Consider the following 25,748-nt stretch of genomic DNA (forward strand, 5'->3'; position numbering starts at 1 on the left):
GGGCGGGGTGGGCCGCGGTGGGCCGCCCCGCCCGGGAAGGGTGTGCCCGGGCGGGGCGGGCCCGGGGGGTTCGTCCGGGTCAGTCGCAGCGGCTGGCGACGTACCCGTCGCTGCCGGTCTTCACGTAGGCGTCCGACACGAAGCGGCCGTTGCCGATGCAGTCCCAGAGGCCGGTCGTCCCGTACGGACCCGAAACCGTCGTGCCGGGGCACTGGCAGCGGATGGACACGCTCGCCCCGAGCGGGAGGGTGTCGATGATCGCGTAGCCGGTTCCGGGGCCGCTGCGAACGTTGACGCGGTAGCCGGGAGCGACCTGGTACATCGGCAGGCCACCGCTCGCCGTGACGCTCGTGACGTGGCTTGAATCATTCTCAATGGACATGTGAAAGCTCCCCCCATGGGTGTTGCCCAGCGCAACGCGCGCAGGCTAGCAGGACCTTGGAGAATCGCACGGGCCATGGGCTAGGCTCCGGCGGGGGTGGTGAGCGGTGCATTCGCGGCGCGCGGACTACGCCGGGTTTCCGGAGTATGCCGGGCAGTACCGGCTCGAATCCGTGCTCGGTTCCGGCGGCATGGGGGTCGTCCACCTGGCCGCCTCCAGCTCGGGGCTGAAACTCGCCGTCAAGGTCGTACACGCCCAACACGCGGTGGACCCCGAGTTCCGGGCGCGCTTCCGACAGGAGGTCGCCGCCGCGCGACGGGTGAGCGGGGCGTTCACCGCACCCGTCGTGGACGCCGATCCGGATGCCGAACGGCCTTGGATGGCCACCCTGTTCGTCGACGCGCCGACGTTGTCCGAACGAGTGCGCGAACGCGTCCTGGACTCTATCGAACTGACCCGGCTCGCCGCCGGGCTGGCGGAAGCCCTGAGGGACATCCACCGCGCCGGGGTGGTACACCGGGATCTGAAGCCGAGCAACGTGCTGATGGCCCCGGACGGGGTCCGGGTCATCGACTTCGGGATCTCGCGCCCGGCCGACAGCGACCTGCGCACCGAGACCGGGAAGCTGATCGGAACGCCGCCGTTCATGGCGCCCGAGCAGTTCCAGAGCCCCCGGGACGTGGGCACGGCCGCCGACGTCTTCGCGCTGGGCGCGGTGCTGGTGTACGCGGCGACGGGGCACGGGCCGTTCGACTCGGACAGCCACTACCTCGTGGCGTACCAGGTCGTGCACAGCGAGCCCGACCTGACGGGGTTGCCGGACCTGCTGGTTCCGGTCGTGGCCCGGTGCCTGGCGAAGGATCCGAACGAGCGGCCGACCGCCCACGCGCTCATCGCCGAGATCCGGGCGCTGACGAGTCCGACCTCCGAGAACACCCAGTCCTTCATCGCGCAGCCGCGCATACCTCGGCAGCGCAAGCCGGCGCCCGACGAGGAGGACACGCATCGACGCGCCGTGCCGGCCGTCGTCCGCCGACCCGCACGGCCCCCGCGCGGATGGGCCTTGAGGGCGTGGGTGGCCGCCGCGCTCCTCGCCGTCGGCGCGGTCGGGGGTGGGCTGTGGCTCGCCGCCGACGCGGGGACACCCGTACGGAACGCGTCCGAGGCGCCGGGAGACGAAACCGCGGTACCGCCGCCCGTGACCCCTTGGTCGGTGTCCCTGGGCGGGCACACCGCGTCCTGCTCGGCGGTGGGCGCGGCGCTCTACTGCGCCGGACGCCACCTCACCGGCGCCCGCCTCGACGTCACGAACGGCGCGGTGGCCTGGTCCGTTCCCGCCCCCGCGAGCGGCGCGCTGCCCGGCGCGACCCCGCCGGTCCCCCGGGAAGCCGGTGGCGTGATCGTCGTCGTGGCGGACGGGGGCGAACGGCTCCGGGCACTGGACCCGAAGACCGGCGCCGAGCGCTGGCAGCGCGGGCTGTCGGCCGGCACGCAGGTGGTGACCGCGGGCCCGCACGTCCTCCTGACCTCGGCGGACGGAAGCGTGCGCGCCATCGACGCGGCCGACGGAGCCCAGCGCTGGACCGGACCCGGCGCCGCGGGATCCGGTTGGTGGGGTGGTACCGGGCAGAACGGCGCGCCCTCCTTCTTCCGGTCGACGCCCGACGGCAGCGGCCGGTCGACGGAGGTCTCGGAGGTGGACGCGTCCACCGGCACCGTGCGCTGGCAGGTACGGACCGACGGCAGGCTTCGTCCTTTCGGGACCGCGGCCGACACGCTCTTCCTACTGGACAACGACGCGAGCGCTCACGCGATCGGTGTCGTGAGGATCGGTCGGACGACGCGCTCGGTGCAGCGGGTCCGACTGTCGGCTCCCCTGTACGACGCCCAGGCGACGGTGGGGGCGAACGGCACGACCTACGCCTTCGGCACGCAGGGCACGGTCGCGGCGGTCGGCACGGGCAAGGAACTGTGGCGCCTGGAAACCGGCGCGGCGAGCGCGTCGAGCCCCATGTACGCGGATGGGCACGTGTACCTCAGCGTGTCGGACGGCCGCCTGCTGGCCGTCGACGCGGCCACCGGACGGCTCGTCGGGCAGACCGGGACCCGTCTGGCTGCGGGGCGGGCGGCTGTCAGCTCCGCGATCCCCGCTCCCGTTCTCTCCGATGGGCGGGTGTACGCGTCCGCGCCCGACGGGACCGTCTTCGCCGTGGACGCGGCGAACCCCGCCGGCTGGTGACACGACCGGCGGGGTTCGGGAGGACTCGGCGGGTTCAGCCCAGGAGGGAGACGTCGCGGACCGCGCCCTTGTCGGCGCTGGTGGCCATGGCGGCGTAGGCGCGCAGGGCCGCGGAGACCTTGCGTTCGCGGTTCTTCGGGGCGTAGACGCCGCCGAGGGCCTCGCGGCGGGCGGCCAGTTCCTCGTCGGGGACCAGCAGCTCGATCGAGCGGTTCGGGATGTCGATGCGGATGCGGTCGCCGTCCTCGACGAGGGCGATGGTGCCGCCCGAGGCGGCCTCCGGGGAGGCGTGGCCGATGGACAGGCCCGAGGTGCCGCCGGAGAAACGGCCGTCCGTGACGAGGGCGCAGGCCTTGCCGAGACCGCGGCCCTTGAGGAAGGACGTCGGGTACAGCATCTCCTGCATGCCGGGGCCGCCGCGCGGGCCCTCGTAGCGGATGACGACGACGTCGCCCTCCTTGATCTCCTTGCGGAGGATCTTGTCGACGGCCTCGTCCTGCGACTCGCAGACCACGGCCGGACCCTCGAAGGTCCAGATCGACTCGTCCACGCCGGCGGTCTTCACGACGCAGCCGTCGACCGCGATGTTGCCGCGCAGGACGGCGAGGCCGCCGTCCTTGGAGTACGCGTGCTGCACCGAGCGGATGCAGCCGCCCTCGGCGTCGAGGTCGAGGGTGTCCCAGCGCTCGGACTGGGAGAAGGCGGTCGCGGAGCGCTTGCAGCCGGGGGCCGCGTGCCACAGCTCCATGGCGGTGTCGGACGCCGTGCCGGAGCGGGCGTCCCACCGCGCGAGCCAGTCCTCCAGGTTGTCGGAGTGCACGGAGGTGACGTCCTTGTTGAGGAGACCGCCGCGGTACAGCTCGCCGAGGATGGCGGGGATGCCGCCGGCCCGGTGGATGTCCTCCATGTAGTACGTGCCGCCGGGCGCCACGTTCGGCGCGACCTTGGACAGGCAGGGAACGCGGCGGGAGACGGCGTCGATGTCGGTGAGGTCGTACTCCAGGCCCGCCTCCTGCGCCGCCGCCAGCAGGTGCAGGATCGTGTTGGTGGAGCCGCCCATCGCGATGTCGAGCGCCATGGCGTTCTCGAAGGCCTCGCGGGTGGCGATGTTGCGCGGCAGGACGGACTCGTCGCCGTCCTCGTAGTAGCGCTTGGTGATCTCCACGACCGTGCGGCCGGCGTCCTCGTACAGGGCGCGGCGGGCGGTGTGCGTGGCGAGGACCGAGCCGTTGCCCGGGAGGGCCAGACCGATGGCCTCGGCGAGGCAGTTCATGGAGTTGGCGGTGAACATGCCCGAACAGGAGCCGCAGGTCGGACAGGCGTTCTCCTCGATCCGCAGCACGTCCTCGTCCGAGACGTTCTCGTTGGCGGCGTCGACCATGGCGTCGATCAGGTCGAGCTTGCGGACGGTGCCGTCGACGAGGATGGCCTGCCCGGCCTCCATCGGACCGCCGGAGACGAAGACGACCGGGATGTTGAGGCGCATGGCGGCCATCAGCATGCCGGGGGTGATCTTGTCGCAGTTGGAGATGCAGATCAGGGCGTCGGCGCAGTGCGCCTCGACCATGTACTCCACGCTGTCCGCGATCAGGTCGCGGGAGGGCAGGGAGTACAGCATGCCGCCGTGGCCCATGGCGATGCCGTCGTCGACCGCGATGGTGTTGAACTCGCGCGGGATCGCGCCCGCCTCGCGGATGGCGTCGGAGACGATCCGGCCGACCGGCGCCAGGTGGGTGTGCCCGGGGACGAACTCGGTGAAGGAGTTGGCCACCGCGATGATCGGCTTTCCGATGTCCGCGCTCGCTACGCCCGAGGCGCGCATCAGCGCACGTGCGCCTGCCATGTTGCGGCCGTGGGTGACGGTGCGGGACCTCAGCTCGGGCATCGGGTTCACTCCCCATGAGTGCGGCGGCGCCGGAGAGGCCTGCCGCGACTGTGGATATGGCTGTTTACGAGGCTACGCCTCTCGCCCGCGATGCGGACACGGTGTCCGCATGCCGGGACGGCCGGCTCAGCTTTCGGTCACTGCTGGGTGAGGTCACTGTGCGGTGAGGTCACTGTTCGGTGAGGGGCACCGTGTTCGACGGGGTCACTGTTCGGTGAGGTAGCGCTGGAGGGTCGGGGCCACGAGGGCGATGATCTCCTCCGGGTCCGCGGACGCGAGGGGCTCGATCTGGACCACGTACCGCAGGATCGCGATGCCGATCATGTGCGAGGCCGCGAGTTCGGCGCGGAAGGTGGGGTCGGGCACGTCGAGGTCGGCCGCGACCCGCTCCAGGACCCGGCGCAGGATCAATCGGCGCAGCACGGCGGCGGCGGCCTCGTGGGTGAGGGCGGAGCGGATCACGGCGAGGAGGGGGGCGCGGGTGGCCGGGTTCTCCCAGATGCCCAGGAAGTAGCGGGCCAGGCGCTCGCCGATGCCGTCCGGGCCGGAGCCGACGATCTGCGGGACGACCAGGGCCGGCTCCATGCTGACCTCGATGGCGGCGGCGAACAGGTCGTCCTTGCTGCCGAAGTAGTGGTGCACCAGTGCCGGGTCCACGCCGGCCGCCTTCGCGATCCCGCGTACGGAGGTCTTGTCGTAGCCGCGCGCCGCGAACTCCGAACGGGCCGCGAGCCGGATCCGCTCCTGCGTGCCGGGGCCGTCGTCGGCCTCGTCCTGGCGGGGGCGACCGGGGCCGCGGCGGGGCTTGCCGACCGGGTCCGTCATGGCCGGCGGGCCGGGCTGTCGCTGGTCGCGGCCGCGAGGTGCTGCCGCGTGAAGGCCAGGGCCTCGGCGAGATCGGCCTCGCGTTCCGCCGAGGACATGGCGCGGCGGGTGTTGACCTCGATGACGACGTGACCGTCGAAGGAGGTACGGGCCAGGCCGCGCAGCAGTTCGGCGCAGGGCTGGGTACCGCGACCGGGGACGAGGTGCTCGTCCTTCGCGGAGCCGTTCCCGTCGGCGAGGTGGATGTGGGCGAGCCGGTCGCCCATCCGGTCGATCATCGCGTTCGCGTCGGTGCGGGCCGTCGCGGTGTGCGAGAGGTCCACCGTGAAGTGCCGGTAATCGTCCTTGGTGACGTCCCACTCGGGCGCGTACGCGAGCATCTCGCGGTCGCGGTAGCGCCAGGGGTACATGTTCTCGACGGCGAACCTGACGTCGGTCTCGTCCGCCATGCGCCAGATGCCGGCGACGAAGTCGCGGGAGTACGCGCGCTGCCAGCGGAACGGCGGGTGCACGACGACGGTGCCCGCGCCCAGCCGCTCGGCCGCCGACTGGGCGCGCCGCAGCTTCGTCCAGGGGTCGGTCGACCAGACGCGCTGGGTGATCAGGAGGCAGGGGGCGTGGATCGCGAGGACCGGGACCCCGTGGTGGTCGGAGAGGCGGCGCAGGGCGTCGATGTCCTGGCTGACCGGGTCCGTCCAGACCATGACCTCGACGCCGTCGTAGCCGAGGCGCGCGGCGATCTCGAAGGCGGTCGCCGTGGACTCCGGATAGACGGAGGCGGTGGAAAGGGCGACCTTGGGCCTTGGTCTCGGGGTCTGGGGGCGGGGTTCTGCCACGGGGACAGGTTACCGATGCCGGTGCCCCCGCCGGGCGGGGTGGGGGGATCCGCCGGTTCAAAGTGCCCGTGGACCCGGCCCGACGAGGCCGCGCACGGGCTCGGGCCGGTACGAGGGGTGAGGCCGGACGGGCCCGGTCGGAAGGGGTGGGCCCGGTCGGGCGAAGCGGGCCCGGTCAGGACGGGAGGTGGTCCAGGCGGCGGAGGATGACGCCCTCCCGCAGGGCCCAGGGGCAGATCTCCAACTCCTCGACGCCGAGGAGGTCCATCGTGCCCTCCGCGACCAGGGCGCCCGCCAGGAGCTGTCCGGCGCGGCCCTCGGACACGCCCGGGAGGGTGGAGCGCTGCGCGGTGGTCATCGCCGCCAGGCGCGGGACCCACTCCTCCAGGGACTTGCGGGTCAGGTCGCGCTGGACGTACAGGCCGTCGGCCGAGCGGGCCGCGCCCGCGATGCGGGCCAGCTGCCGGAACGTCTTGGAGGTCGCCACCACGTGGTCCGGCGCTCCGAAGCGGCTGAACACACTGACCGACCGGGCGATCTGGGCCCGCGCGTGCCGGCGCAGGGCCTTCACGTCGGCCGGGTCGGCGGGGTCGCCCGGAAGCCACGCCGAGGTGAGGCGGCCGGCGCCCAGCGGGAGGGACACCGCCGCGTCGGGTTCCTCGTCGATGCCGAACGCGATCTCCAGCGAGCCGCCGCCGATGTCGAGGACCAGCAGCTTGCCCGCCGACCAGCCGAACCAGCGCCGGGCGGCGAGGAACGTCAGCCGCGCCTCGTCCTCACCGCTGAGGATGGGCAGGTCGAGGCCGGTCTCGGCCTTCACCCGGGCCAGGACCTCGTCGGCGTTCGTGGCCTCGCGCACGGCGCTCGTCGCGAAGGGCAGCAGGTCCTCGCAGCCCTTGTCCTCGGCGGCCTGCACGGCGTCGCCGAGGACCGAGACGAGGCGCTCTATGCCCTCCGGGGTGACCGCCCCGTGCTCGTCGAGGAGTTCCGCCAGCCGCAGTTCCACCTTGTGCGAGTGCGCGGGCAGCGGGCGCGCACCGGGGTGTGCGTCGACCACCAGCAGATGGATCGTGTTCGAACCCACATCAAGGACACCGAGTCTCATACGGGGAAACGCTACTGGTCCGGTCGCGTAGGGGTGGAGTAAGGGGCCCTTAGGCTTGGGTTTGTGCCAAATACGAAGAAGGCCAACAAGTCCCGCCCCAAGTCGAAGAAGGCCAAGGGCGGCGAGTCCCCCGCGGTCTCCGGTGACGAGAAGGGCCTCGACTTTCCCCGGGCCTGGGTGGAGTTCCCGGACCCCGCCGACGACGAACAGATCTTCCGCTGCGACCTGACCTGGCTGACCTCGCGCTGGACCTGCATCTTCGGCAGCGGCTGCCAGGGCATCCAGGCCGGCCGGGCGGACGACGGCTGCTGCACCCTCGGCGCGCACTTCTCCGACGAGGACGACGAGAAGCGCGTCGCGGAGAACGTGGCCCGCCTCACACCGGAGCTGTGGCAGTTCCACGACGTGGGCACCGAGTCCGGCTGGGTGCAGAAGGACGAGGACGGCGAGCGGCAGACCCGCCGCTGGGAGGGTTCGTGCATCTTCCAGAACCGGCCCGGCTTCGCCGCGGGCGCCGGTTGCTCGCTGCACATCCTGGCGCTGCGCGAGAAGCGCGAGCCGTTGGAGACCAAGCCCGACGTGTGCTGGCAGCTGCCGATCCGTCGCACCTACGACTGGATCGACCGGCCCGACGACACGCGGGTCCTCCAGGTCACGATCGGCGAGTACGACCGGCGCGGCTGGGGTCCGGGCGGCCACGACCTGCACTGGTGGTGCACGTCGGCCACGTCCGCGCACGGGGCCGGTGACCCGGTGTACGTGTCGTACCGCCCCGAGCTGACGGAGCTGATGGGCAAGGAGGGCTACGAGGCGCTCGTGGCGCTCTGCGAGGCGCGGTTGGCCTCGCTGCTGCCGATGGCCCCGCACCCCGCGGATCCGCCGACGGCGTAGGGCTGTCGACCGGCGGATCGGAAGGCCGGCGGATCGGGAAGTCGGCGGATCGGGAAGTCGGTGCGCGCTGCGCCCGGGGGGCCCGCCCGCGGTCAGGAGGCCGGGGCCGGCGGGTCGGTGGGCGGCGTCGGGGAAACCGTTCCTTCTGACTCGGTCGGCGTCGGCGTGGGAGTCGAGGTCGGGGTCGGTGTGGGCGTCGGCGTGGGGGTGGGCGTCGGCGGCGTGGGAGTCGGCCTGGGGTTCGCCGGGGTGGTCGGCGGTCCCCCGTTCGGCGGCGGGGCGGGCCGGCCGCGGCCCTGGATGGCGACGACCGCGCCGGACGGGTCCACCCCGACCCGGGCCGACCAGGCGCCGACGGGCTGGGCGGCGGCGTCCACGGTGATCCGTAGGGTGACCGATTCTTCGGGGGCCAGGGTGCCCGCCGTCTGGCCGGCCCGCAGCCAGGGCGCGTCGGACCACAGGCGCCAGTCCACGGGGGCGCCGCCGGACGCGCTGAGCGTGAGCAGGGTGGTGGAGCCGTATGTCGTGGCGGACACGGTGAGCCGGCCGGGGGCTCCCGGACGGTCCGATTCCGGGGTGGCCGGCGCGCCGGAGCTGATGACCTCGACGGAGACGTCGGGTGCGGCGGTACCGGGGGCGAAGCCCGGCCCGTCGCCGGTGTGGGCGGTGTTGCCGGTGTTCTCGTACGCGGCGAGCAGCCGGCCGCCGGCCGGGGGCGGCGGGATGTCGGACTCGCCGGCGAAGATCCGGGTGGCGCCGCCGTCGAGGGGTTCGCCGGTGGCGGGAGCGCCCCGGTAGGCCGCCCACAGGGCCAGTACGGGCGCGGCGACGACGGTGGCGACGACGGTCGTGGTGACGACGCGGGCCCGGAACCGGTCGCGGCGGGCCGCCCGGTCCTTGGGATCCATCGGGAAGCCGGTGCGGTCGAAGCGGGGACCGGGGCCGCCGCCGCGTCGCCCGGAGCGCAGCATCGCCGCGCGGACGGCGGTGCGGGGGGCCGGTACGAGCGGGAGCGCGGCGGGGTGGATGCCCCCGGTGCCGGGCCAGGGGCCGCCGGCGCCGACGCGTTCGGCGACGCGCCGGCAGCGCGGGCAGTCGTCGACGTGGCGTACGAGTTCGGCGCGCAGCGGGGTGGAGAGCAGGACCCGGGGGTCCCCGTCGTCACCGGTGAGCCGGGACACGGCAGGGCAGTTGCCGGTCTCGACGACGGCGAGGGCGGCGCGGGTGCGTTCCACCTCGCAGGCGGCGGCGGACAGGAGTTCGCGGGCGGCGGCGGGCGGGGTCCCGAGGACGGAGGCGAGTTCGGGGACGCCGAGGCGGTGGCGGACGGCGAGTTCGAGGGCCTCGCGCTGCTCGGGGGTGGTGCCGGCGGCCTCGGGCCAGGCGAGGCGGGCCAGTTCGGTACGGCGGTACGCGGACACGTCGAGGGCGCCGGGCCCACCCGGCGCACGCTCGACGTCGGTGTGCTCCGGCGTACGACGGGCGCTGTGCGCCCCCTGCCGCGCGCGCCGCTGCTCGGCGAGCCGGCGCAGGCAGCCCCAGCGGGCGAGCGCGTACAGCCAGGCGCGGCGCTCGCCCTCGTCGGGGCAGCGGCCGGGGTGCCGTTCGGCGGCGGCCAGGGCGTCTCCGAGCACGTCGGTGGCGGTGTCGTGGTCGCAGAGCACCGAGAGGCAGTAGGTGAACAGGCCGTCGAGGTAGGGCTCGTGTCGGAACGGGGGAGGCTGTTCGCCGGCGAGTCCCTGCCCTCCGCGTCCCTCTGAAGGCATGTGCCCGTGCGCCCGGTGTGCGCCGGTGCGCGATGAGAGGGGTTCCTGGTTGCTGCTGTTCACCTGGCGACCGTAGGCGGCGCGCCGGTGACCCCCCGGAAGCCTTCAGCAGTTTTAGCCCTTACGGGTGAACAGATCGGGCCCGCGCTGACAGCGGTGCTGACGGCCGCCCTGACGCCGCGACCGACGAACCCGGACGAGGCGGGAGGAGGCGGACGGGGCGGGCGACCGGAGCGGGCGAGGCGGGGCGCGCGGTCGGACCCCGCCCAGCCTCCGCGGGGCACGGCCGGCGGCGGTGTCGGTACCGGCGACTACGGTGGGCGCATGGCAGCCCGCACATCTCGTTCATCCGCCAAGGACCGGCCGTCCTACCGTTGTACCGAGTGCGGCTGGACGACCGCGAAATGGCTCGGGCGGTGTCCCGAGTGCCAGGCGTGGGGCACCGTCGAGGAAATGGGCGCGCCCGCCGTGCGGACCACCGCGGCGGGTCGTGTCTCGACCGCGGCCGTGCCGATCGGCCAGGTCGACGTCAGGACGGCGACCGCGCGCAGCACGGGCGTGAGCGAGCTGGACCGGGTCCTCGGCGGCGGTCTCGTGCCCGGGGCGGTCGTGCTGTTGGCGGGCGAGCCGGGCGTGGGCAAGTCGACGCTGCTGTTGGACGTCGCGGCGAAGGCGGCCGACGCCGACCACCGGACGCTGTATGTGACGGGCGAGGAGTCGGCGAGCCAGGTGCGCCTGCGGGCGGACCGGATCAAGGCGCTCAGCGACCACCTGTACCTGGCCGCGGAGACGGACCTGTCGGCCGTGCTGGGTCACCTCGACGCCGTGAAACCCGCGCTGCTGATCCTGGACTCCGTACAGACCATCGCCTCGCCCGAGATCGACGGGGCGCCCGGCGGCATGGCCCAGGTGCGCGAGGTCGCGGGCGCGCTGATCCGGGCGTCCAAGGAGCGCGGCATGTCCACGCTCCTCGTCGGCCACGTCACCAAGGACGGGGCCATCGCCGGTCCCCGGCTGCTGGAGCACCTGGTCGACGTCGTCCTGAGCTTCGAGGGCGACCGGCACGCGCGGCTGCGACTGGTGCGCGGTGTGAAGAACCGGTACGGCGCCACCGACGAGGTCGGCTGCTTCGAACTCCACGACGAGGGGATCACCGGGCTGGCCGACCCGAGCGGGTTGTTCCTGACCCGGCGCGCGGAGGCGGTCCCCGGGACCTGTCTGACGGTGACGCTGGAGGGCAAGCGGCCCCTGGTCGCGGAGGTGCAGGCGCTGACGGTGGATTCACAGATCCCCTCGCCCCGGCGGACCACGTCGGGCCTGGAGACCTCCCGCGTCTCGATGATGCTGGCGGTGCTGGAGCAGCGCGGCCGGATCACCGCGCTGGGCAAGCGGGACATCTACAGCGCCACCGTGGGCGGGGTGAAGCTGACCGAGCCGGCCGCCGACCTGGCGATCGCGCTGGCGCTGGCCTCGGCGGCGAGCGACGTGCCCCTCCCGAAGAACCTCGTCGCCATCGGGGAGGTCGGTCTCGCGGGCGAGGTGCGGCGGGTGACCGGCGTCCAGCGGCGGCTCGCCGAGGCGCACCGGCTCGGCTTCACGCACGCGCTGGTGCCGAGCGACCCCGGCAAGGTGCCGGCGGGCATGAAGGTGATCGAGGTCGCGGACATGGGCGACGCGCTGCGGGTCCTGCCGCGCGGGCGCTCGCGGACCCCCGCCAAGGACGGCGCGGCCGACAGGTCGTAGGCCGGTCCGGCCAACGGGCGGGGGCGGGCTTTGCCGGGTCGGGAGCGCTTCCGGGGGTTCGCACCGTAGGGTCCGGGGACGAGGCGGGCCAAGGCTCGGCGGGCGCACAGGCCACGCCGGTAGACTTTGTGCTGGTCCGCCCGGCCGTACGCAGGCGGCGCAACCCGCGACCGGAGGAGTGCAGTGGCAGCCAAGGACGGGGCAGCAGCATCCGGAAAGTCGGGCGCGAGCTCCAGGCAAGAGGCCATGATGCGTGCCTCGCTGAGCGCGGTCGCACCTGGTCAGCCCCTGAGAGACGGCCTGGAGAGGATCGTCCGCGGCAACACCGGTGGCCTGATCGTCCTCGGCATGGACAAGAACGTCGAGGCGATGTGCACCGGCGGTTTCGTGCTGGACGTGGAGTTCACCGCGACCCGGCTGCGCGAGCTGTGCAAGCTCGACGGGGCGCTCATCCTGGACAAGGACATCACCAAGATCCTGCGGGCCGGCGTGCAGCTGGTCCCGGACGCGTCCATCCACACGGAGGAGACGGGCACCCGCCACCGCACGGCCGACCGTGTCTCCAAGCAGTGCGGGTTCCCGGTGGTGTCGGTGTCGCAGTCGATGCGGCTGATCGCGTTGTACGTGGACGGTGAGCGGCGGGTCCTGGAGGAGTCCGGGGCGATCCTGTCGCGGGCGAACCAGGCGCTGGCCACGCTGGAGCGGTACAAGCTGCGGCTCGACGAGGTCGCGGGCACGCTGTCCGCGCTGGAGATCGAGGACCTGGTCACGGTCCGCGATGTGACGGCGGTCGCGCAGCGGCTGGAAATGGTCCGCCGGATCGCGACGGAGATCGCCGAGTACGTGGTCGAACTGGGCACGGACGGGCGACTGCTGTCCCTGCAACTGGACGAGTTGACGGTCGGCATCGAGCAGGAGCGGGAGTTGGTGATCCGGGACTACGTTCCGGAACCCACGGCGAAGCGTTCCCGCACGGTGGACGAGGCGCTTCCGGCGCTGGACGCGCTCACGCATCCGGAACTGCTGGAGCTGGCGATCGTGGCGAAGGCCCTGGGATACACGGGGTCGCCGGAGACGCTGGACTCGGCGGTGTCCCCGCGGGGCTACCGGCTGCTGGCGAAGGTGCCGCGGCTGCCCGGGGCGATCATCGAGCGGCTGGTGGAGCACTTCGGCGGACTGCAGAAGCTGCTCGCCGCGAGCGTGGACGACCTGCAGACGGTGGACGGCGTGGGCGAGGCCCGGGCGCGGAGCGTCCGCGAGGGCCTGTCGCGACTGGCGGAGTCCTCGATCCTGGAGCGGTACGTCTAGCCCGACCGGCCCGTGTACGGGGCCGGGCGGGATCGGACCCGCCCGGCCGGTCGTGGTGCGTCAGTCCTGCTTGAGGACGAACGAGGTGCGGGCCACCGGCAGGCCGGGGGACTTGACCTCGACCACGTAGGTGTCCGCGGTCGCGGCTCCCGCGGGCGGTGACTGGCACTGGTCCGCGGCGCTGAACCGGCGGTCCCATTCCAGGGTCGGCGCCTTGATCTCGCTCTGCGCGGCCAGCCGGAAGAAGACGTTGCCCGCGCCGGTCGGGCAGTCCGTCGAGGACCAGACGGCCTTGGGGTTGCTGGCCTGGGTGATGGTCAGGACCGCCTGCTTCGGGCCGAGGTCGACCTTGCAGGTGGTGCCGGAGACATTGCGGGCGATGAGTTCGAGACGAGGCTTCTCGTTCGCCTCGTACTCGTTCTTCTCGCTCTTGACCTCCCACTGCACCGCGGACGGCGCGCACGTCGGCAGGGGCGAGTCGGCCGGGACCTGGCTCGCGCCGCCGCCCGGGGCGGAGTTGCCGGAGCCGCCGCCCGTGCCACCGCTCGGCTCGCCGTTCTTGCCGGCGCCCGCCGTGCCCGCGTCGGAACCGGAACCGGAGCCGGAGCCGGCCGACCCGGTTCCCGACTCGGCCCGCCCGCCCGGGGCCTGACTGATCGCCGGCCCGGAGCCGGAGGGGCCGGGGGTGATCGGGGCGACGGGATCTCGCCCGCCCTCGCCCTTGCCGTTCGTACTGGACTTCACCCCACCGGAGCTGACGGTCCATACGGCGAGGAGCGCGAGGAGCGCGACGACGGACGCCAGCACAGCCCTCCGTCGCCAGTAGATGGAGGAGGGGAGCGGCCCGACCGGATTGCGCAGAGATCCCACGAGCGGAACCTTACGAGAGTTCGCGCCGCGATCAGTGCCCCACATGCCGGGCGGCGGGCTTGATTTGCCGATGATCATCCTGCGGGGCCGGTCCGAACCGATCGGAACCGGCCAGGGTGCTGACACGACCGCGACATCCCATTGAGTACGGTCTGTGATCATGGACAGCTCCGACCTCTACAGAGACATCACCGACTTCGCCCACACCACGCCCCCCTGGGTGCGGTCGGCGTCCGAGGCCTGGACGGAGTACGGGCTGTTCGCGTTCGGTCTGCTCTTCATAGCCGTCTGGTGGCGTGCCCGCCGGCAAGCCGCCCCGCGCGCGATGGCGCTCGCCGTCCTCGCGCCGCTCGCCACCGCCGTCGCGTACGTCGCCTCCGAGCTGGTGAAGTCGACCGTCGACGAGGACCGGCCCTGTCGGACGGTGGCCGGGGCGGCCGCGTCGCTGATCCCGTGCCCGGAGTACGGCGACTGGTCCTTCCCCAGCAACCACTCCTCCATCGCGGGCGCCGCCGCCGTCGCGCTGGCCCTGGCCGTCGGCCGCCTCGCGCTGTTGACCGTGCCGCTCGCCCTGCTGATGGCCTTCTCCCGGGTGTTCGTCGGCGTGCACTTCCCCCACGACGTGGCGCTGGGCCTGCTGCTCGGCGGATCGCTGGCCGCCCTGTTCGTGCTCGCCCTCGCCGGTCCGATCAGTAGGATCACCGCCGGCATGCGGGCCAGTGGCATCCGGCCCGTGCTGTGGTTCACCGGTCCGGGCCCCGCGCGGTAGGGACGAAACGTGCCAGGATGCCGTCTGCCATGACTGCATCCACCACTCCTTCCCCCGACGTCTCCCACGCACTGCACTCCCCCGTGATCGCGTGGTTCGACGAGCATGCCCGCGACCTGCCCTGGCGCCGCCCCGAGGCCGGCCCCTGGGGCGTGATGGTCAGCGAGTTCATGCTCCAGCAGACCCCCGTCAACCGGGTCCTGCCGGTGTACGAGCAGTGGCTCGCCCGCTGGCCCCGGCCCGCCGACCTGGCCGCCGAGGCGCCCGGCGAGGCCGTGCGCGCCTGGGGCCGCCTCGGCTACCCCCGCCGGGCCCTGCGCCTGCACGGGGCGGCCGTCGCGATAACGGAACGACACGGGGGCGACGTGCCGCGGGAGCACGCGCAGCTGCTCGCCCTGCCCGGGATCGGCGAGTACACGGCCGCCGCGGTGGCCTCCTTCGCGTACGGGCAGCGACACGCGGTGCTGGACACCAACGTCCGCCGGGTCTTCGCCCGCACCGCCGGCGGGGTCGAGTACCCGCCGAACGCGACCACGGCCGCCGAGCGGCGTCTGGCGCGGGCCCTGCTGCCGCCGGACGAGGAGACCGCGGCCCGCTGGGCGGCGGCCTCGATGGAGCTGGGCGCGCTGGTGTGCACGGCCAAGAGTCCGGACTGCGCGCGCTGCCCGGTCGCCGGGCTGTGCGCGTGGCGCCTCGCGGGGAAGCCGGCCCACGACGGGCCGCCGCGCCGAGGACAGACGTACGCCGGTACCGACCGTCAGGTGCGGGGCAAGCTGCTCGCCGTCCTGCGGGAGGCGGTCGGCGCGGTTCCGCAGGCGGTGCTGGACACGGTCTGGGACGAGCCGGTGCAGCGGGCCCGCGCACTGGACGGGCTGGTGTCCGACGGTCTGGTCGAGCCGCTCGGCCAGGGGATGTACCGACTTCCGCAGGGGCCGGCCCGCACCTGATCCGATCCGTTGATCCACTGCGTGGGGAGCCCGGCTCGAAGCTGACTCGAAGATTCCGCTTGGCGCCGGGAAACCCGCAGCTCAAAGACGCTGTTACACAATCTACGGGTGTCCGTGCGTCCACCGAAGGCTGACCCGCACAGTGCCGTGACAACGCCTCCGTACCTTCGAATCCGTAAGACAGCGGTGGCGGGTTGGGACGGAACGGAGGCGGTCTGAGATGGCGCACGGCGAGGTACTCGAATTCGAGGAGTACGTACGCACCCGGCAGGACGCGCTGCTGCGCAGTGCCCGGCGCCTGGTTCCGGACCCCACGGACGCCCAGGACCTCCTCCAGACGGCCCTCGTCCGCACCTACGGCCGCTGGGACGGCATCGCCGACAAGTCCCTGGCCGACGCTTACCTCCGCCGCGTCATGATCAACACGCGTACCGAGTGGTGGCGGGCCCGCAAGCTCGACGAGGTACCCACCGAACAGCTCCCGGACGCCTCCGTCGAGGACGGCTCCGACCAGCGCGCCGATCGCGCCCTGCTGATGGACATCCTCAAGGTTCTGGCGCCCAAGCAGCGAAGCGTCGTGGTGCTGCGACACTGGGAGCAGATGAGCACCGAGGAAACGGCCGCGGCGCTCGGCATGTCGGCGGGAACCGTGAAGAGCACCCTGCACCGCGCATTGGCCCGCCTCCGGCAGGAGCTGGAGAGCCGGGACCTCGACATGCGCGCGCTGGAACGCGGTGACCACACCATCCGGTACGAGGGGCGGGAGCGGTGCGCGGCCTGAACGGCCCAGGCTTGAGCGGCAGAAAGTCGCTGGTGTTGGTGTCGGCGGGGACGGTCGTCCTCGCCGGCACAGCGCTGTTCGCGGTCGGTTGTGCCACCGGTGGCACGGGCCTGCGCGACGGCGGTCCGGCCCGCACCGAATCCGTGGCGAAGACCGGTCCCCCGGTCGGCCCGGCCCCCTCCGGCGGGGACCACTCACCGGCGACCTCGGACACCTCCGCGGCCAAGCCGCCCAAGGTGGACCCGGTCGCGCTGTTGAAGGCGGACCCGAAGGTCAGTCCGGCGATCAAGCGGGACCTGAAGCCCTGCACGGGCCGGGAGTACCCGGTCGACGTGAGCTACGGGAAGGTCACCGGGAGCCCGGCCGTGGACATCGTCGTGAACGTGCTCTCCTGCGCCGACGCCCTGGGGCGCGGCTCGTACGTGTACCGGGCGGACAACGGCAAGTACGAGAATGTCTTCGCGGACGAACAACCGCCCGTCTACGCGGAGATCGACCGGGGGGACCTGGTGGTCACCAAGCCGGTCTACGGGAAGAGCGACGCGCTCTCGTACCCGTCCGGCGAGGACGTGATCACCTACCGCTGGAGCGGTGAGAGGTTCACCGAGCAGGACCGTGTCCACACGGACTACAGCAACGTGGTCGACGGCGGCGGCCAGCCCGCCCCGGCCATCTCAGAGAAGAACTGAAGCGAGGCTCCGGATGGCCGAGACCCATGTGCTGTTCGTGGAGGACGACGACGTCATCCGCGAGGCCACGACCCTGGCGCTGGAGCGCGACGGGTTCGTGGTGACCGCCATGCCCGACGGACTGTCGGGCCTGGAGTCCTTCCGGGCCGACCGCCCCGACATCGCGCTGCTCGACGTCATGGTGCCCGGGATGGACGGCGTCAGCCTGTGCCGGCGCATCCGTGACGAGTCCACCGTCCCGGTGATCATGCTGTCGGCGCGCGCCGACTCCATCGACGTCGTACTGGGCCTGGAGGCGGGCGCCGACGACTACGTCACCAAGCCCTTCGACGGGTCGGTCCTCGTCGCCCGGATCCGCGCCGTGTTGCGCCGCTTCGGCCACGCGGGCGGTCCGAACGGCGGCGCGTCGGACGACGACGGCGCCGATGAGCGCGGGGTGCTGGCCTTCGGCGACCTGGAGGTCGACACCGAGGGCATGGAGGTGCGCAAGGCGGGTGCCCCGGTGGGCCTCACGCCGACCGAGATGCGGCTGCTGCTGGAGTTCTCCTCGGCGCCCGGCACCGTGCTGTCGCGCGACCGGCTGCTGGAGCGGGTCTGGGACTACGACTGGGGCGGCGACACCCGGGTCGTGGACGTCCACGTCCAGCGGCTGCGCACCAAGATCGGACAGGACCGGATCGAGACGGTCCGAGGCTTCGGATACAAGCTGAAGGCATGAGGCGGTTCACACTCCGTACCGGGATCCGCTGGAAGATCACCCTCGCCATCGCCGCCGTCGGCGCGCTGACGGCGGTGGCGCTGAGTCTGGTGGTGCACAGTGCTGCCCGCGTGTCGATGCTGGAGAGCGCCCGCGACTCCCAGCTGGAGCGGGTCCAGTTCCTCGCCCGCAGCGTGGACGCCGGCCGCAAGCCGATGATGGGCGCCAAGCTCAACGACCCCGAGCTGCCGATCGAACTGAGGCAGAAGGTCCAGTCCGGGCGGCGCGGCACCTACATCCAGGAGAGCCGGCGGGGCGTTCCCGAGGTGTGGGCGGCCGTACCGCTCGGCAGCGGACAAGTGCTGTCCCTGCACCTGCCGTTCAAGGAGAGCGCCAACATGGTGCACGACCTGGACCAGGCCCTCGTCGTCGGCTCCCTCTCCGTGGTGGTGGGCGGCTCCGCGCTCGGGGTGCTCATCGGCGGGCAGATCTCGCGCCGGTTGCGCAAGGCGGCCGCCGCCGCGCAGCGGGTGGCGCACGGAGATCCCGAGGTCCGGGTGCGCGACGCGGTGGGTGGTGTCGTACGTGACGAGACGGATGACCTGGCGCGGGCCGTGGACGCCATGGCGGACGCGCTCCAGCAGCGGCTGGAGGCCGAGCGGCGGGTGACGGCGGACATCGCGCACGAGCTGCGGACCCCGGTGACGGGCTTGCTCACGGCGGCGGAACTGCTGCCCCCGGGGCGGCCGACCGAGCTGGTGCGCGACCGGGCGCAGGCGATGCGCGCGTTGGTCGAGGACGTGTTGGAGGTGGCCCGGCTGGACAGCGCCTCGGAGCGGGCCGAGTTGCAGGACGTGGCGCTCGGCGAGTTCGTCAGCCGCCGGGTGGCGTCGCTGATGCCGGACGCGTCCGTACGCGTCGTGGCGGACGAGATCGTGAGCACCGACCCGCGTCGGCTGGAACGGATCCTGGGCAACCTGCTGGCGAACGCCGCGCGGTACGGGCAGTCGCCGATCCAGGTCGACGTCGAGGGCCGGGTCGTACGGGTGCGGGACCACGGACCGGGCTTCCCGGAGGCGCTGTTGCGCGAGGGGCCGAGCCGTTTCCGGACCGGGTCCACCGACCGGGCCGGGGTGGGCCACGGGCTGGGTCTGACCATCGCGGAGGGTCAGGCGCGGGTGCTGGGCGCGCGGTTGACGTTCCGTAACGTGGCCGCGCCGGGCGGCGTGGACAGGGAGGGTTCGGCCGCCGGGGCGGTGGCGGTGCTGTGGCTGCCGGAGCACGCGCCGACGGCGACGGGAAGCTTCCCGATCCTGAAGCCCCAGACCTGAGTCGGGCGTCGTCGCGACCCGGGGCGGCAGAGCCGCGGCGGCGCCGGCCCGGGATCGCGACCGTATCGGGACCCTCGGCCGTTCGCCCCGCGGGGCTGATGTTCTAGCATCCGTGGCATGACCGACGGTACGAACCCCCCGACCAACCCGCAGCCCGAGCAGCCCGCCCCGGGGAGCGGTGGCTACGGGTTCCCGCCGGGAGCGCCCGCGTCCGGTGGCTACGGGTTCCCGCCCGGGCCCCCCGCGTCGGGTGGCTTCGGCCCCCCGCCGGGCTCGGACCAGGACGGCGGCTACGGCTACCCGCGGCAGCCCGGACCGCAGCAGCCCGGACCGCAGCAGCCGAATCCGTACTGGCAGGATCCCGGGATGCCGGGCCCCTACGACGCGCCGCCCGCGTCGTGGCAGCAGGGCGGTTCGATGCCGGGCCCGACGGCGGAGCCCGAGCCGTTCCGGCAGCGGTCGGATCAGCCCGACTGGGACGCGCTCGCCGATCGTTCGGCGTCGGAGCGGCGCAGGAAGCGGGTGTGGGTGGTCGTCGGCACGGTGACCGTGCTGGCGCTGCTCGCCGGTGGTGGAACGTTCCTGCTGCTGGGTGGCGGCGACGGGAAGGGCGACGACAAGCCGACGGCGGCCGCCTCGGATTCGCCCGCGCCCTCGCAGAGCGGGGTCAAGAATCCGATCGATCTCACGCCCACGGTCGCGGGTGACCCGACGACCGTGCGGGACCAGATCGGCAAGGCGAACCTGAAGATGGGGCCGGAGGCCGGAGTCTTCCCGATCGACAAGCGGCACGAGATGCGCACGAAGGGCAACGCGAACTCGTTCGCCGAGTCCCAGCAGCGCGTCGTGGACCCGTCGAAGAGCTTCACGGTCTCGGCCCGGCTCTGGAACCGCTCCCCCAAGGGGCAGCAGATCGCGGTGAGCCAGGGCAACGAGAAGTCGTTCTCGTTCGAGCTGGGTCTGGACGAGGTGAACGGCAAGCCGTCCTGGATCTTCCGGGTGCAGACCGGCACCCCGGGCGCGAACGCCAGCACGACGACGGTGACGGGCACGAGCTCGAAGATGGAGAAGACCTTCTCGGAGCTGACGGGCACCTACGACGCGGAGAAGAAGGTGATCGCCCTGTACGTGAACGGCAAGCGGACGGGCGAGGCCCCGGTTCCCGCGGACATCTTCCCCGCCCCCGGCCCGCTGCAACTGGCGCGCTCACGCCATCAGGATCAGTGGGTGTCGCCCTGGCAGGGCGCCATGGACAGCCTGCGGGTCTACGACGCTGCGCTGCCGCAGGAGCGGATCGACGCCCTCAAGCCGGGCAAGCTCGACCCGATGGTCACGCCGACCGGGTCGTGGCTGCTGTTCTGAGCCGTCGCGAGCCGCCCGGTGCGGCGGGGGGTCGGACGCCGGTCGCCCGGCGCCGTCGGCGTGTCAGACGGTGACGCCGACCTGACGCAGGAAGCTCACCGGGTTGATGGCCGAGCCGTAGTTCGGGGTGGTGCGGATCTCGAAGTGCAGGTGCGGACCGCTGGAGTTGCCGGTGTTGCCGGACAGCGCGATCTGCTGGGCGGCCGAGACCTTCTGGCCGATCTTGACCTGGATCCGCGAGAGGTGCGCGTACTGGGAGTACTTGTTGTTCGCGTGCTTGATCACGACGGCGTTGCCGTACGCGGGACCGTCGCCACCGCCGTTGGGGCCGGCCTTGACGACCACACCGGAGCTCGCGGCACTGACCTTGGTGCCGACGGGAACGGCGAAGTCCTGACCGGAGTGCTTGTGCGACCACATGTTGCCGCCCTTGCCGTAGGTCGCGGACAGGGTGTAGCCGGAGACCGGCTTCTTCCAGGAACCGGCCGACTTCGCGGCGGCGGCCGGCTTCGCGGCGGCGGCCGGCTTGGCGGCGGCGGCCTGGGCCTTCGCCTGGGCGGCGACGAGGCCGGGGGTGCCGTTGAGAGCGGTCTGCGCCTCGCCGGCGAAAGCGGCGGTCGTTCCGGCACCGAGGGCCAGTGCGGCACCGAGGCCGGTGGCGGCGAGGGCGATACGGGTACGACGGGTGCTGACGCGCTTCGCGGACATGTGTGGACCTCCGGGGCCGGGAACAAGGGCAATAGGTGACCCGGCACGCTGAGCGGATGCTGAGCGGGTGCCGGGCGAACTTGCTCCACCTTGGTAACCCGAGCCCCCCGGCTTCCTCAAACGTCCTCATTACTACGTCGACTCGTAGGTGCGAGGGGGGTCGAGAGGACTGTTGACCCGGCGATTACTGGGCCAAGGGAGGGGGCAAATCGGACACTCGATCTACGAAAGGTCCTAGTAGGTCCGATTTGCCCTGTGCGGCTTGTCACCGGGCGCGGAGCCTCCGCCCACCCTGATCGAGACCCAGGTCACGCCCCTCGGGCCACCGGAAGGCACCCGAAGCACCCTCCGCCCCCTGCCCCCGTGCCTTCCGCCGACCCACGCGGGCGCCACCCGTGGGACCACCCCCGCGCCGGGGGAGCCGGTACGGGCCCGGTCGCCCGGTACAGGCCCGGGAGGGCGGTACGGACCCGGAGGGCGGGTCCGGGGCCCCTGCGCGCGCCCCGGGCCCGCTCGTGCCCGCAGGGACGGGCCGCAATCCCTCCCGCCTCGCACGGGCCCGGACGTCCGCTCCGGCTCTCCCCCGCCCCGCAGGGCCCCGGACGCGCGAAAGGGGCGGCCCCGGAACCGTTCGGTTCCGGGGCCGCCCCTTCGTACAGCGGTCAGGCCTCAGGCGCCCTTGGAGAGGTCCGGGCCGGAGCCCGTGGCCTCGATCGGGGGAAGGTCCGAGATCGGAGTCTTCTCCTCGCCGCGGAAGGTGAACTTGGCGGCCTCGCCCTCACCCTCCACACCCACGACCACGATGTGACCGGGACGCAGCTCGCCGAAGAGGATCTTCTCCGACAGCATGTCCTCGATCTCGCGCTGGATCGTCCGGCGCAGCGGGCGCGCACCCATGATCGGGTCGTAGCCGCGCTTGGCCAGGAGCTGCTTCGCGTCACCGCTGAGCTCGATGCCCATGTCGCGGTCCTTGAGGCGCTCGTCCACCTTGGCGATCATCAGGTCGACGATCTGGATGATGTCTTCCTGCGTGAGCTGGTGGAAGACGACCGTGTCGTCGACACGGTTGAGGAACTCGGGCCGGAAGTGCTGCTTCAGCTCTTCGTTGACCTTCGCCTTCATCCGGTCGTATCCGGTCTTGGTGTCGCCCTGGGCCGCGAAGCCCAGGTTGAAGCCCTTGGAGATGTCCCGCGTACCCAGGTTGGTCGTCATGATGATGACCGTGTTCTTGAAGTCCACGACCCGGCCCTGGGAGTCGGTCAGACGACCGTCCTCCAGGATCTGGAGAAGGGAATTGAAGATATCCGGGTGCGCCTTCTCGACCTCGTCGAAGAGGACGACGGAGAACGGCTTCCGGCGGACCTTCTCGGTCAGCTGGCCGCCCTCTTCGTAGCCCACGTAGCCGGGGGGCGAACCGAAGAGACGGGAAACCGTGTGCTTCTCGCTGAACTCCGACATGTCGAGGGAGATCAGTGCGTCCTCGTCGCCGAAGAGGAATTCGGCGAGCGTCTTGGAGAGCTCGGTCTTACCGACACCGGACGGGCCGGCGAAGATGAACGAGCCACCGGGACGCTTCGGGTCCTTCAGACCCGCACGGGTCCGTCGGATCGCCTGCGAGAGGGCCTTGATGGCGTCCTTCTGACCGATGACGCGACGGTGGAGCTCGTCCTCCATGCGCAGGAGTCGCGAGGACTCCTCCTCGGTCAGCTTGAACACCGGAATGCCGGTCGCGGTCGCGAGGACTTCGGCGATGAGCTCGCCGTCGACCTCGGCGACGACGTCCATGTCGCCGGCCTTCCATTCCTTCTCGCGCTTGGCCTTCGCCGTCAGCAGCTGCTTCTCCGAATCACGGAGGGAAGCCGCCTTCTCGAAGTCCTGGGAGTCGATGGCCGACTCCTTGTCGCGACGCACGTTCGCGATCTTCTCGTCGAACTCGCGGAGGTCCGGCGGCGCGGTCATCCGACGGATGCGCATCCGGGAGCCGGCCTCGTCGATCAGGTCGATCGCCTTGTCCGGGAGGAAGCGGTCCGAGATGTACCGGTCGGCCAGGGTGGCCGCCTGCACGAGGGCCTCGTCCGTGATGGAGACGCGGTGGTGGGCCTCGTAGCGGTCGCGCAGCCCCTTGAGGATCTCGATCGTGTGGGGGAGGGAAGGCTCCGCCACCTGGATCGGCTGGAAACGACGCTCCAGCGCCGCGTCCTTCTCGAGGTGCTTGCGGTACTCGTCCAGCGTCGTGGCACCGATGGTCTGGAGCTCACCACGGGCCAGCATGGGCTTCAGGATGCTGGCGGCGTCGATCGCGCCCTCGGCGGCACCCGCACCCACGAGGGTGTGGAGCTCGTCGATGAACAGGATGATGTCGCCGCGGGTGCGGATCTCCTTGAGCACCTTCTTGAGGCGCTCCTCGAAGTCACCGCGGTAGCGGGAACCGGCGACCAGTGCACCCAGGTCGAGGGTGTAGAGGTGCTTGTCCTTGAGCGTCTCGGGCACCTCGCCCTTGACGATCGCCTGGGCCAGGCCCTCGACGACGGCGGTCTTGCCGACGCCGGGCTCGCCGATGAGGACCGGGTTGTTCTTGGTCCGGCGGGACAGCACCTGCATGACCCGCTCGATCTCCTTCTCGCGCCCGATGACCGGGTCGAGCTTGGATTCGCGAGCCGCCTGCGTGAGGTTGCGGCCGAACTGGTCGAGGACGAGCGAGGTCGAGGGGGTGCCCTCGGCCGGGCCGCCTGCCGTGGCCGACTCCTTGCCGCCTCCGGAGTAGCCGGAGAGCAGCTGGATGACCTGCTGCCGGACCCTGTTGAGATCGGCGCCCAGCTTCACGAGGACCTGGGCGGCGACGCCCTCGCCCTCGCGGATCAGGCCGAGCAGGATGTGCTCGGTGCCGATGTAGTTGTGGCCGAGCTGGAGGGCCTCTCGGAGCGAAAGCTCCAGGACCTTCTTCGCCCGCGGGGTGAAGGGGATGTGGCCGGACGGGGCCTGCTGCCCCTGACCGATGATCTCCTCAACCTGCTGGCGAACAGCCTCGAGCGAAATCCCGAGGCTCTCCAGGGCCTTAGCGGCGACACCCTCACCCTCGTGGATCAAGCCCAGGAGGATGTGCTCGGTGCCGATGTAGTTGTGGTTGAGCATCCGGGCTTCTTCCTGAGCCAGGACGACAACCCGCCGCGCGCGGTCGGTGAACCTCTCGAACATCGTTTATCGCTCCTCAGAGCGGTCGGGCAGTTCGGGGTCGGTCCCCGCCCTGTCCTTCCGCATGCTAGTCCCGCGGGGCGGGACAGCTCATTCCAACTGCCGACATCCGTCCGCGGCTCACCCTCACGTCCGCGGGAAAACCCGGCCGTAAGTGCCGACAACTGCTCCAACCCGATGGTGCGAGACGATGTTCCCGCAGGCCAGGCAGATACCCGTCACACGTGTACGCCGATGGCGAACGGAAGCCGGTCGGAGACCCTTCAAATCAGCGTGTCGCCCCGATCCACTAGGAATGTCTTACCCGTGGGGACTGACACTCCATGCGGCCGGGAGACGGTTCCCTCCGCTACGGGCGAACACGGTTCCGTCTTCGAATGTGGGACTCCGCCCCACGGACGTTTACGTTCCGTATTGGGTCCGCCGCGCTGCGTAACTCCAGGGCACTTCCGGAGTTGCTCCGGTCATGGCCCTCATCGCCGAGACCGTCCCGCATCCGCGCTCCCCGTCCGAGGAGGACGCGTACGTCTCCTGGTACGGGCGGGTGCTCGGCTGGACCCTCGCGGGCGGCCCTGCCGCCCAGCTGGTCACCGGGACGCGGTTCGACGTACTGGAACTGCCGGCCGACGCGGGTGGCCGGCTGCTGCGCAGGCCGGTCGACACCGGGCCGGTGGCCGTCATGGGACGCCGTATGCGCTTCCTGGTGGCCCCGGGCAGCGCCGAGGAGCTGGACGGGCTGCTCGACTGGCTGGAGTGGGGTCCGGTGGCCCTGGATCTGACCGCCCTGGGTGTGGGTGGCCGCATCACCGCCCCCGTGCCGCCGGGGCGGCCACAGGGAAGCCCTCAGGGGGCCGCCGTGTGGCTGCGGCCCCCCGAACCGGGGTGCGAGGCGTTCCTGCCGTCCCTGCCCGGTACCGGACAGGGCGCCGGGGCCGGCCTGAGAGGCACCGGACCCGATCTCGTACGTCTGGTCGCCGCGGCGGCCACGGAGTGCCACCGGGCACGCCTGCGGCGACGCGCGGCCCCCGCGAGGCCCGTCGGCGCCGTGGGTCAGCCCCGGTTCTCGTAGGCCTCGCGAATGTCGGCGGGGACACGGCCGCGGTCGTTGACCGTAAGGCCCTTCGCCTTCGCCCACGCACGGATTTCCGCGGTGTCCGGGTTGCCCGCCGAAACGGCGGCGCGGCCCTTGGCGCGACCCGCGGCGGCACGGCCACCGGTACGACGGCCACTCTTGGTGTAGGGCTCAAGCAGGCCGCGGAGCTTTTCAGCGTTGGCGGCGGTGAGGTCGATCTCGTAGGTCTTGCCATCCACAGCGAACGTCACGGTCTCGTCCGCCTCGCCACCGTCGAGGTCGTCGACAAGAAGGACCTGAACCTTCTGTGCCACCGGATTTCCTTTCATCGAAAATGCAGTACGCGGAAA

General features: G+C 72.1%; 22 protein-coding genes. 12 read left to right on the forward strand and 10 right to left on the reverse strand.

The annotated features are described in order from the left end of the window. Positions 1-79: 79 nt before the first annotated feature. The gene (locus ADK55_RS13370; RefSeq protein WP_234350031.1) at positions 80-322 is read right to left on the reverse strand and encodes an SH3 domain-containing protein; all 243 of its coding nucleotides are present in this window, start codon (positions 320-322) and stop codon (positions 80-82) included. Between the two features lie 166 nt (positions 323-488). On the opposite strand from ADK55_RS13370, the gene ADK55_RS13375 reads away from it, so the two are divergent. Next, positions 489-2,621, forward strand: a complete 2,133-nt coding sequence (locus tag ADK55_RS13375) for a protein kinase domain-containing protein (RefSeq protein WP_053678363.1) — start codon at positions 489-491, stop codon at positions 2,619-2,621. 34 nt (positions 2,622-2,655) lie between these two features. Here the strand turns inward: ADK55_RS13375 and ilvD are convergent, their stop codons facing one another. The 4 genes from ilvD to ADK55_RS13395 all read right to left on the reverse strand — a co-directional run bounded on the left by ilvD (position 2,656) and on the right by ADK55_RS13395 (position 7,272). Then, complete coding sequence (gene ilvD, locus ADK55_RS13380) at positions 2,656-4,506, reverse strand: dihydroxy-acid dehydratase (RefSeq protein WP_053678365.1); 1,851 nt, start codon at positions 4,504-4,506, stop codon at positions 2,656-2,658. Between the two features lie 204 nt (positions 4,507-4,710). Beyond that, positions 4,711-5,331 (reverse strand): TetR family transcriptional regulator, encoded by a 621-nt coding sequence (locus tag ADK55_RS13385; protein WP_053678367.1) that lies wholly within the window; start codon positions 5,329-5,331, stop codon positions 4,711-4,713. Beyond that, complete coding sequence (locus tag ADK55_RS13390) at positions 5,328-6,167, reverse strand: sugar phosphate isomerase/epimerase family protein (protein WP_053678369.1); 840 nt, start codon at positions 6,165-6,167, stop codon at positions 5,328-5,330. The genes ADK55_RS13385 and ADK55_RS13390 overlap by 4 nt, the downstream gene beginning before the upstream one ends. A gap of 175 nt (positions 6,168-6,342) precedes the next feature. Then, the gene (locus tag ADK55_RS13395) at positions 6,343-7,272 is read right to left on the reverse strand and encodes a Ppx/GppA phosphatase family protein (RefSeq protein WP_053678371.1); all 930 of its coding nucleotides are present in this window, start codon (positions 7,270-7,272) and stop codon (positions 6,343-6,345) included. 63 nt (positions 7,273-7,335) lie between these two features. On the opposite strand from ADK55_RS13395, the gene ADK55_RS13400 reads away from it, so the two are divergent. Then, a complete protein-coding gene (locus tag ADK55_RS13400; RefSeq protein WP_053678373.1) occupies positions 7,336-8,163 on the forward strand; it encodes a hypothetical protein in 828 nt (275 codons plus the stop codon). Positions 8,164-8,255: 92 nt separating this feature from the next. On the opposite strand, the gene ADK55_RS13405 is transcribed toward ADK55_RS13400, so the two are convergent. Next, positions 8,256-9,929 carry a BACON domain-containing protein gene (locus tag ADK55_RS13405; protein ID WP_107089180.1) on the reverse strand — a complete coding sequence of 558 codons (1,674 nt, stop codon included), beginning with the start codon at positions 9,927-9,929 and terminating at the stop codon, positions 8,256-8,258. Positions 9,930-10,253: 324 nt separating this feature from the next. Between ADK55_RS13405 and radA the strand changes: the two genes are divergently transcribed. Beyond that, positions 10,254-11,672, forward strand: coding sequence for a DNA repair protein RadA (gene radA, locus ADK55_RS13410; RefSeq protein ID WP_053678501.1), 1,419 nt, complete (start codon positions 10,254-10,256; stop codon positions 11,670-11,672). A 183-nt stretch (positions 11,673-11,855) separates the two neighbouring features. Continuing rightward, positions 11,856-12,980: a DNA integrity scanning diadenylate cyclase DisA gene (disA, locus tag ADK55_RS13415; protein ID WP_053678377.1), complete on the forward strand. Its 1,125-nt coding sequence runs from the start codon at positions 11,856-11,858 to the stop codon at positions 12,978-12,980. Between the two features lie 60 nt (positions 12,981-13,040). On the opposite strand, the gene ADK55_RS13420 is transcribed toward disA, so the two are convergent. After that, positions 13,041-13,850 (reverse strand): hypothetical protein, encoded by an 810-nt coding sequence (locus ADK55_RS13420; RefSeq protein ID WP_053678379.1) that lies wholly within the window; start codon positions 13,848-13,850, stop codon positions 13,041-13,043. Positions 13,851-14,010: 160 nt separating this feature from the next. Here ADK55_RS13420 and ADK55_RS13425 point away from each other — a divergent pair, with 160 nt between their 5' ends. The 7 genes from ADK55_RS13425 (at position 14,011) to ADK55_RS13455 (ending at position 20,426) form a co-directional block, all read left to right on the forward strand. Continuing rightward, positions 14,011-14,619: a phosphatase PAP2 family protein gene (locus tag ADK55_RS13425; RefSeq protein ID WP_053678502.1), complete on the forward strand. Its 609-nt coding sequence runs from the start codon at positions 14,011-14,013 to the stop codon at positions 14,617-14,619. Positions 14,620-14,648: 29 nt separating this feature from the next. Then, the gene (locus ADK55_RS13430; protein WP_199826510.1) at positions 14,649-15,566 is read left to right on the forward strand and encodes an A/G-specific adenine glycosylase; all 918 of its coding nucleotides are present in this window, start codon (positions 14,649-14,651) and stop codon (positions 15,564-15,566) included. Positions 15,567-15,786: 220 nt separating this feature from the next. Next, a complete protein-coding gene (locus ADK55_RS13435; RefSeq protein ID WP_053678383.1) occupies positions 15,787-16,347 on the forward strand; it encodes a SigE family RNA polymerase sigma factor in 561 nt (186 codons plus the stop codon). A gap of 11 nt (positions 16,348-16,358) precedes the next feature. After that, the gene (locus ADK55_RS13440; protein ID WP_371591398.1) at positions 16,359-17,036 is read left to right on the forward strand and encodes a hypothetical protein; all 678 of its coding nucleotides are present in this window, start codon (positions 16,359-16,361) and stop codon (positions 17,034-17,036) included. Between the two features lie 13 nt (positions 17,037-17,049). After that, the gene (cseB, locus tag ADK55_RS13445) at positions 17,050-17,754 is read left to right on the forward strand and encodes a two-component system response regulator CseB (protein WP_053678385.1); all 705 of its coding nucleotides are present in this window, start codon (positions 17,050-17,052) and stop codon (positions 17,752-17,754) included. Continuing rightward, positions 17,751-19,064 carry a two-component system sensor histidine kinase CseC gene (cseC, locus tag ADK55_RS13450; protein WP_053678387.1) on the forward strand — a complete coding sequence of 438 codons (1,314 nt, stop codon included), beginning with the start codon at positions 17,751-17,753 and terminating at the stop codon, positions 19,062-19,064. The genes cseB and cseC overlap by 4 nt, the downstream gene beginning before the upstream one ends. Positions 19,065-19,181: 117 nt before the next feature. After that, a complete protein-coding gene (locus ADK55_RS13455; RefSeq protein ID WP_053678389.1) occupies positions 19,182-20,426 on the forward strand; it encodes a LamG domain-containing protein in 1,245 nt (414 codons plus the stop codon). Positions 20,427-20,489: 63 nt separating this feature from the next. On the opposite strand, the gene ADK55_RS13460 is transcribed toward ADK55_RS13455, so the two are convergent. After that, positions 20,490-21,134 (reverse strand): M23 family metallopeptidase, encoded by a 645-nt coding sequence (locus tag ADK55_RS13460; protein WP_053678391.1) that lies wholly within the window; start codon positions 21,132-21,134, stop codon positions 20,490-20,492. A 669-nt stretch (positions 21,135-21,803) separates the two neighbouring features. Beyond that, positions 21,804-24,329, reverse strand: a complete 2,526-nt coding sequence (locus tag ADK55_RS13465; RefSeq protein WP_053678393.1) for an ATP-dependent Clp protease ATP-binding subunit — start codon at positions 24,327-24,329, stop codon at positions 21,804-21,806. Between the two features lie 463 nt (positions 24,330-24,792). Here ADK55_RS13465 and ADK55_RS13470 point away from each other — a divergent pair, with 463 nt between their 5' ends. Beyond that, entirely contained in the window at positions 24,793-25,395 is a 603-nt protein-coding gene (locus tag ADK55_RS13470) for an SCO3374 family protein (protein WP_199826511.1), read from the forward strand. On the opposite strand, the gene ADK55_RS13475 is transcribed toward ADK55_RS13470, so the two are convergent. Then, positions 25,377-25,712 (reverse strand): histone-like nucleoid-structuring protein Lsr2, encoded by a 336-nt coding sequence (locus tag ADK55_RS13475; RefSeq protein ID WP_053678395.1) that lies wholly within the window; start codon positions 25,710-25,712, stop codon positions 25,377-25,379. The two genes, ADK55_RS13470 and ADK55_RS13475, sit on opposite strands and share 19 nt — an antisense overlap. Between the last annotated feature and the right edge of the window lie 36 nt (positions 25,713-25,748).

It is taken from the genome of Streptomyces sp. WM4235, assembly GCF_001279725.1.
In the GTDB taxonomy this organism is placed as follows: domain Bacteria; phylum Actinomycetota; class Actinomycetes; order Streptomycetales; family Streptomycetaceae; genus Streptomyces.

Excerpts from the sequence above, each read along its gene's own strand:
- ADK55_RS13425 (WP_053678502.1), top strand. The coding sequence starts at position 14,011 with ATGGACAGCTCCGACCTCTACAGAGACATCACCGACTTCGCCCACACC.
- ADK55_RS13460 (WP_053678391.1), bottom strand. The coding sequence starts at position 21,134 with ATGTCCGCGAAGCGCGTCAGCACCCGTCGTACCCGTATCGCCCTCGCC.
- ADK55_RS13470 (WP_199826511.1), top strand. The coding sequence starts at position 24,793 with ATGGCCCTCATCGCCGAGACCGTCCCGCATCCGCGCTCCCCGTCCGAG.
- ADK55_RS13405 (WP_107089180.1), bottom strand. The coding sequence starts at position 9,929 with ATGCCTTCAGAGGGACGCGGAGGGCAGGGACTCGCCGGCGAACAGCCT.
- ilvD (WP_053678365.1), bottom strand. The coding sequence starts at position 4,506 with ATGCCCGAGCTGAGGTCCCGCACCGTCACCCACGGCCGCAACATGGCA.
- ADK55_RS13385 (WP_053678367.1), bottom strand. The coding sequence starts at position 5,331 with ATGACGGACCCGGTCGGCAAGCCCCGCCGCGGCCCCGGTCGCCCCCGC.
- ADK55_RS13395 (WP_053678371.1), bottom strand. The coding sequence starts at position 7,272 with ATGAGACTCGGTGTCCTTGATGTGGGTTCGAACACGATCCATCTGCTG.
- ADK55_RS13465 (WP_053678393.1), bottom strand. The coding sequence starts at position 24,329 with ATGTTCGAGAGGTTCACCGACCGCGCGCGGCGGGTTGTCGTCCTGGCT.
- ADK55_RS13370 (WP_234350031.1), bottom strand. The coding sequence starts at position 322 with ATGTACCAGGTCGCTCCCGGCTACCGCGTCAACGTTCGCAGCGGCCCC.
- ADK55_RS13435 (WP_053678383.1), top strand. The coding sequence starts at position 15,787 with ATGGCGCACGGCGAGGTACTCGAATTCGAGGAGTACGTACGCACCCGG.
- cseB (WP_053678385.1), top strand. The coding sequence starts at position 17,050 with ATGGCCGAGACCCATGTGCTGTTCGTGGAGGACGACGACGTCATCCGC.
- ADK55_RS13430 (WP_199826510.1), top strand. The coding sequence starts at position 14,649 with ATGACTGCATCCACCACTCCTTCCCCCGACGTCTCCCACGCACTGCAC.
- cseC (WP_053678387.1), top strand. The coding sequence starts at position 17,751 with ATGAGGCGGTTCACACTCCGTACCGGGATCCGCTGGAAGATCACCCTC.
- ADK55_RS13455 (WP_053678389.1), top strand. The coding sequence starts at position 19,182 with ATGACCGACGGTACGAACCCCCCGACCAACCCGCAGCCCGAGCAGCCC.
- radA (WP_053678501.1), top strand. The coding sequence starts at position 10,254 with ATGGCAGCCCGCACATCTCGTTCATCCGCCAAGGACCGGCCGTCCTAC.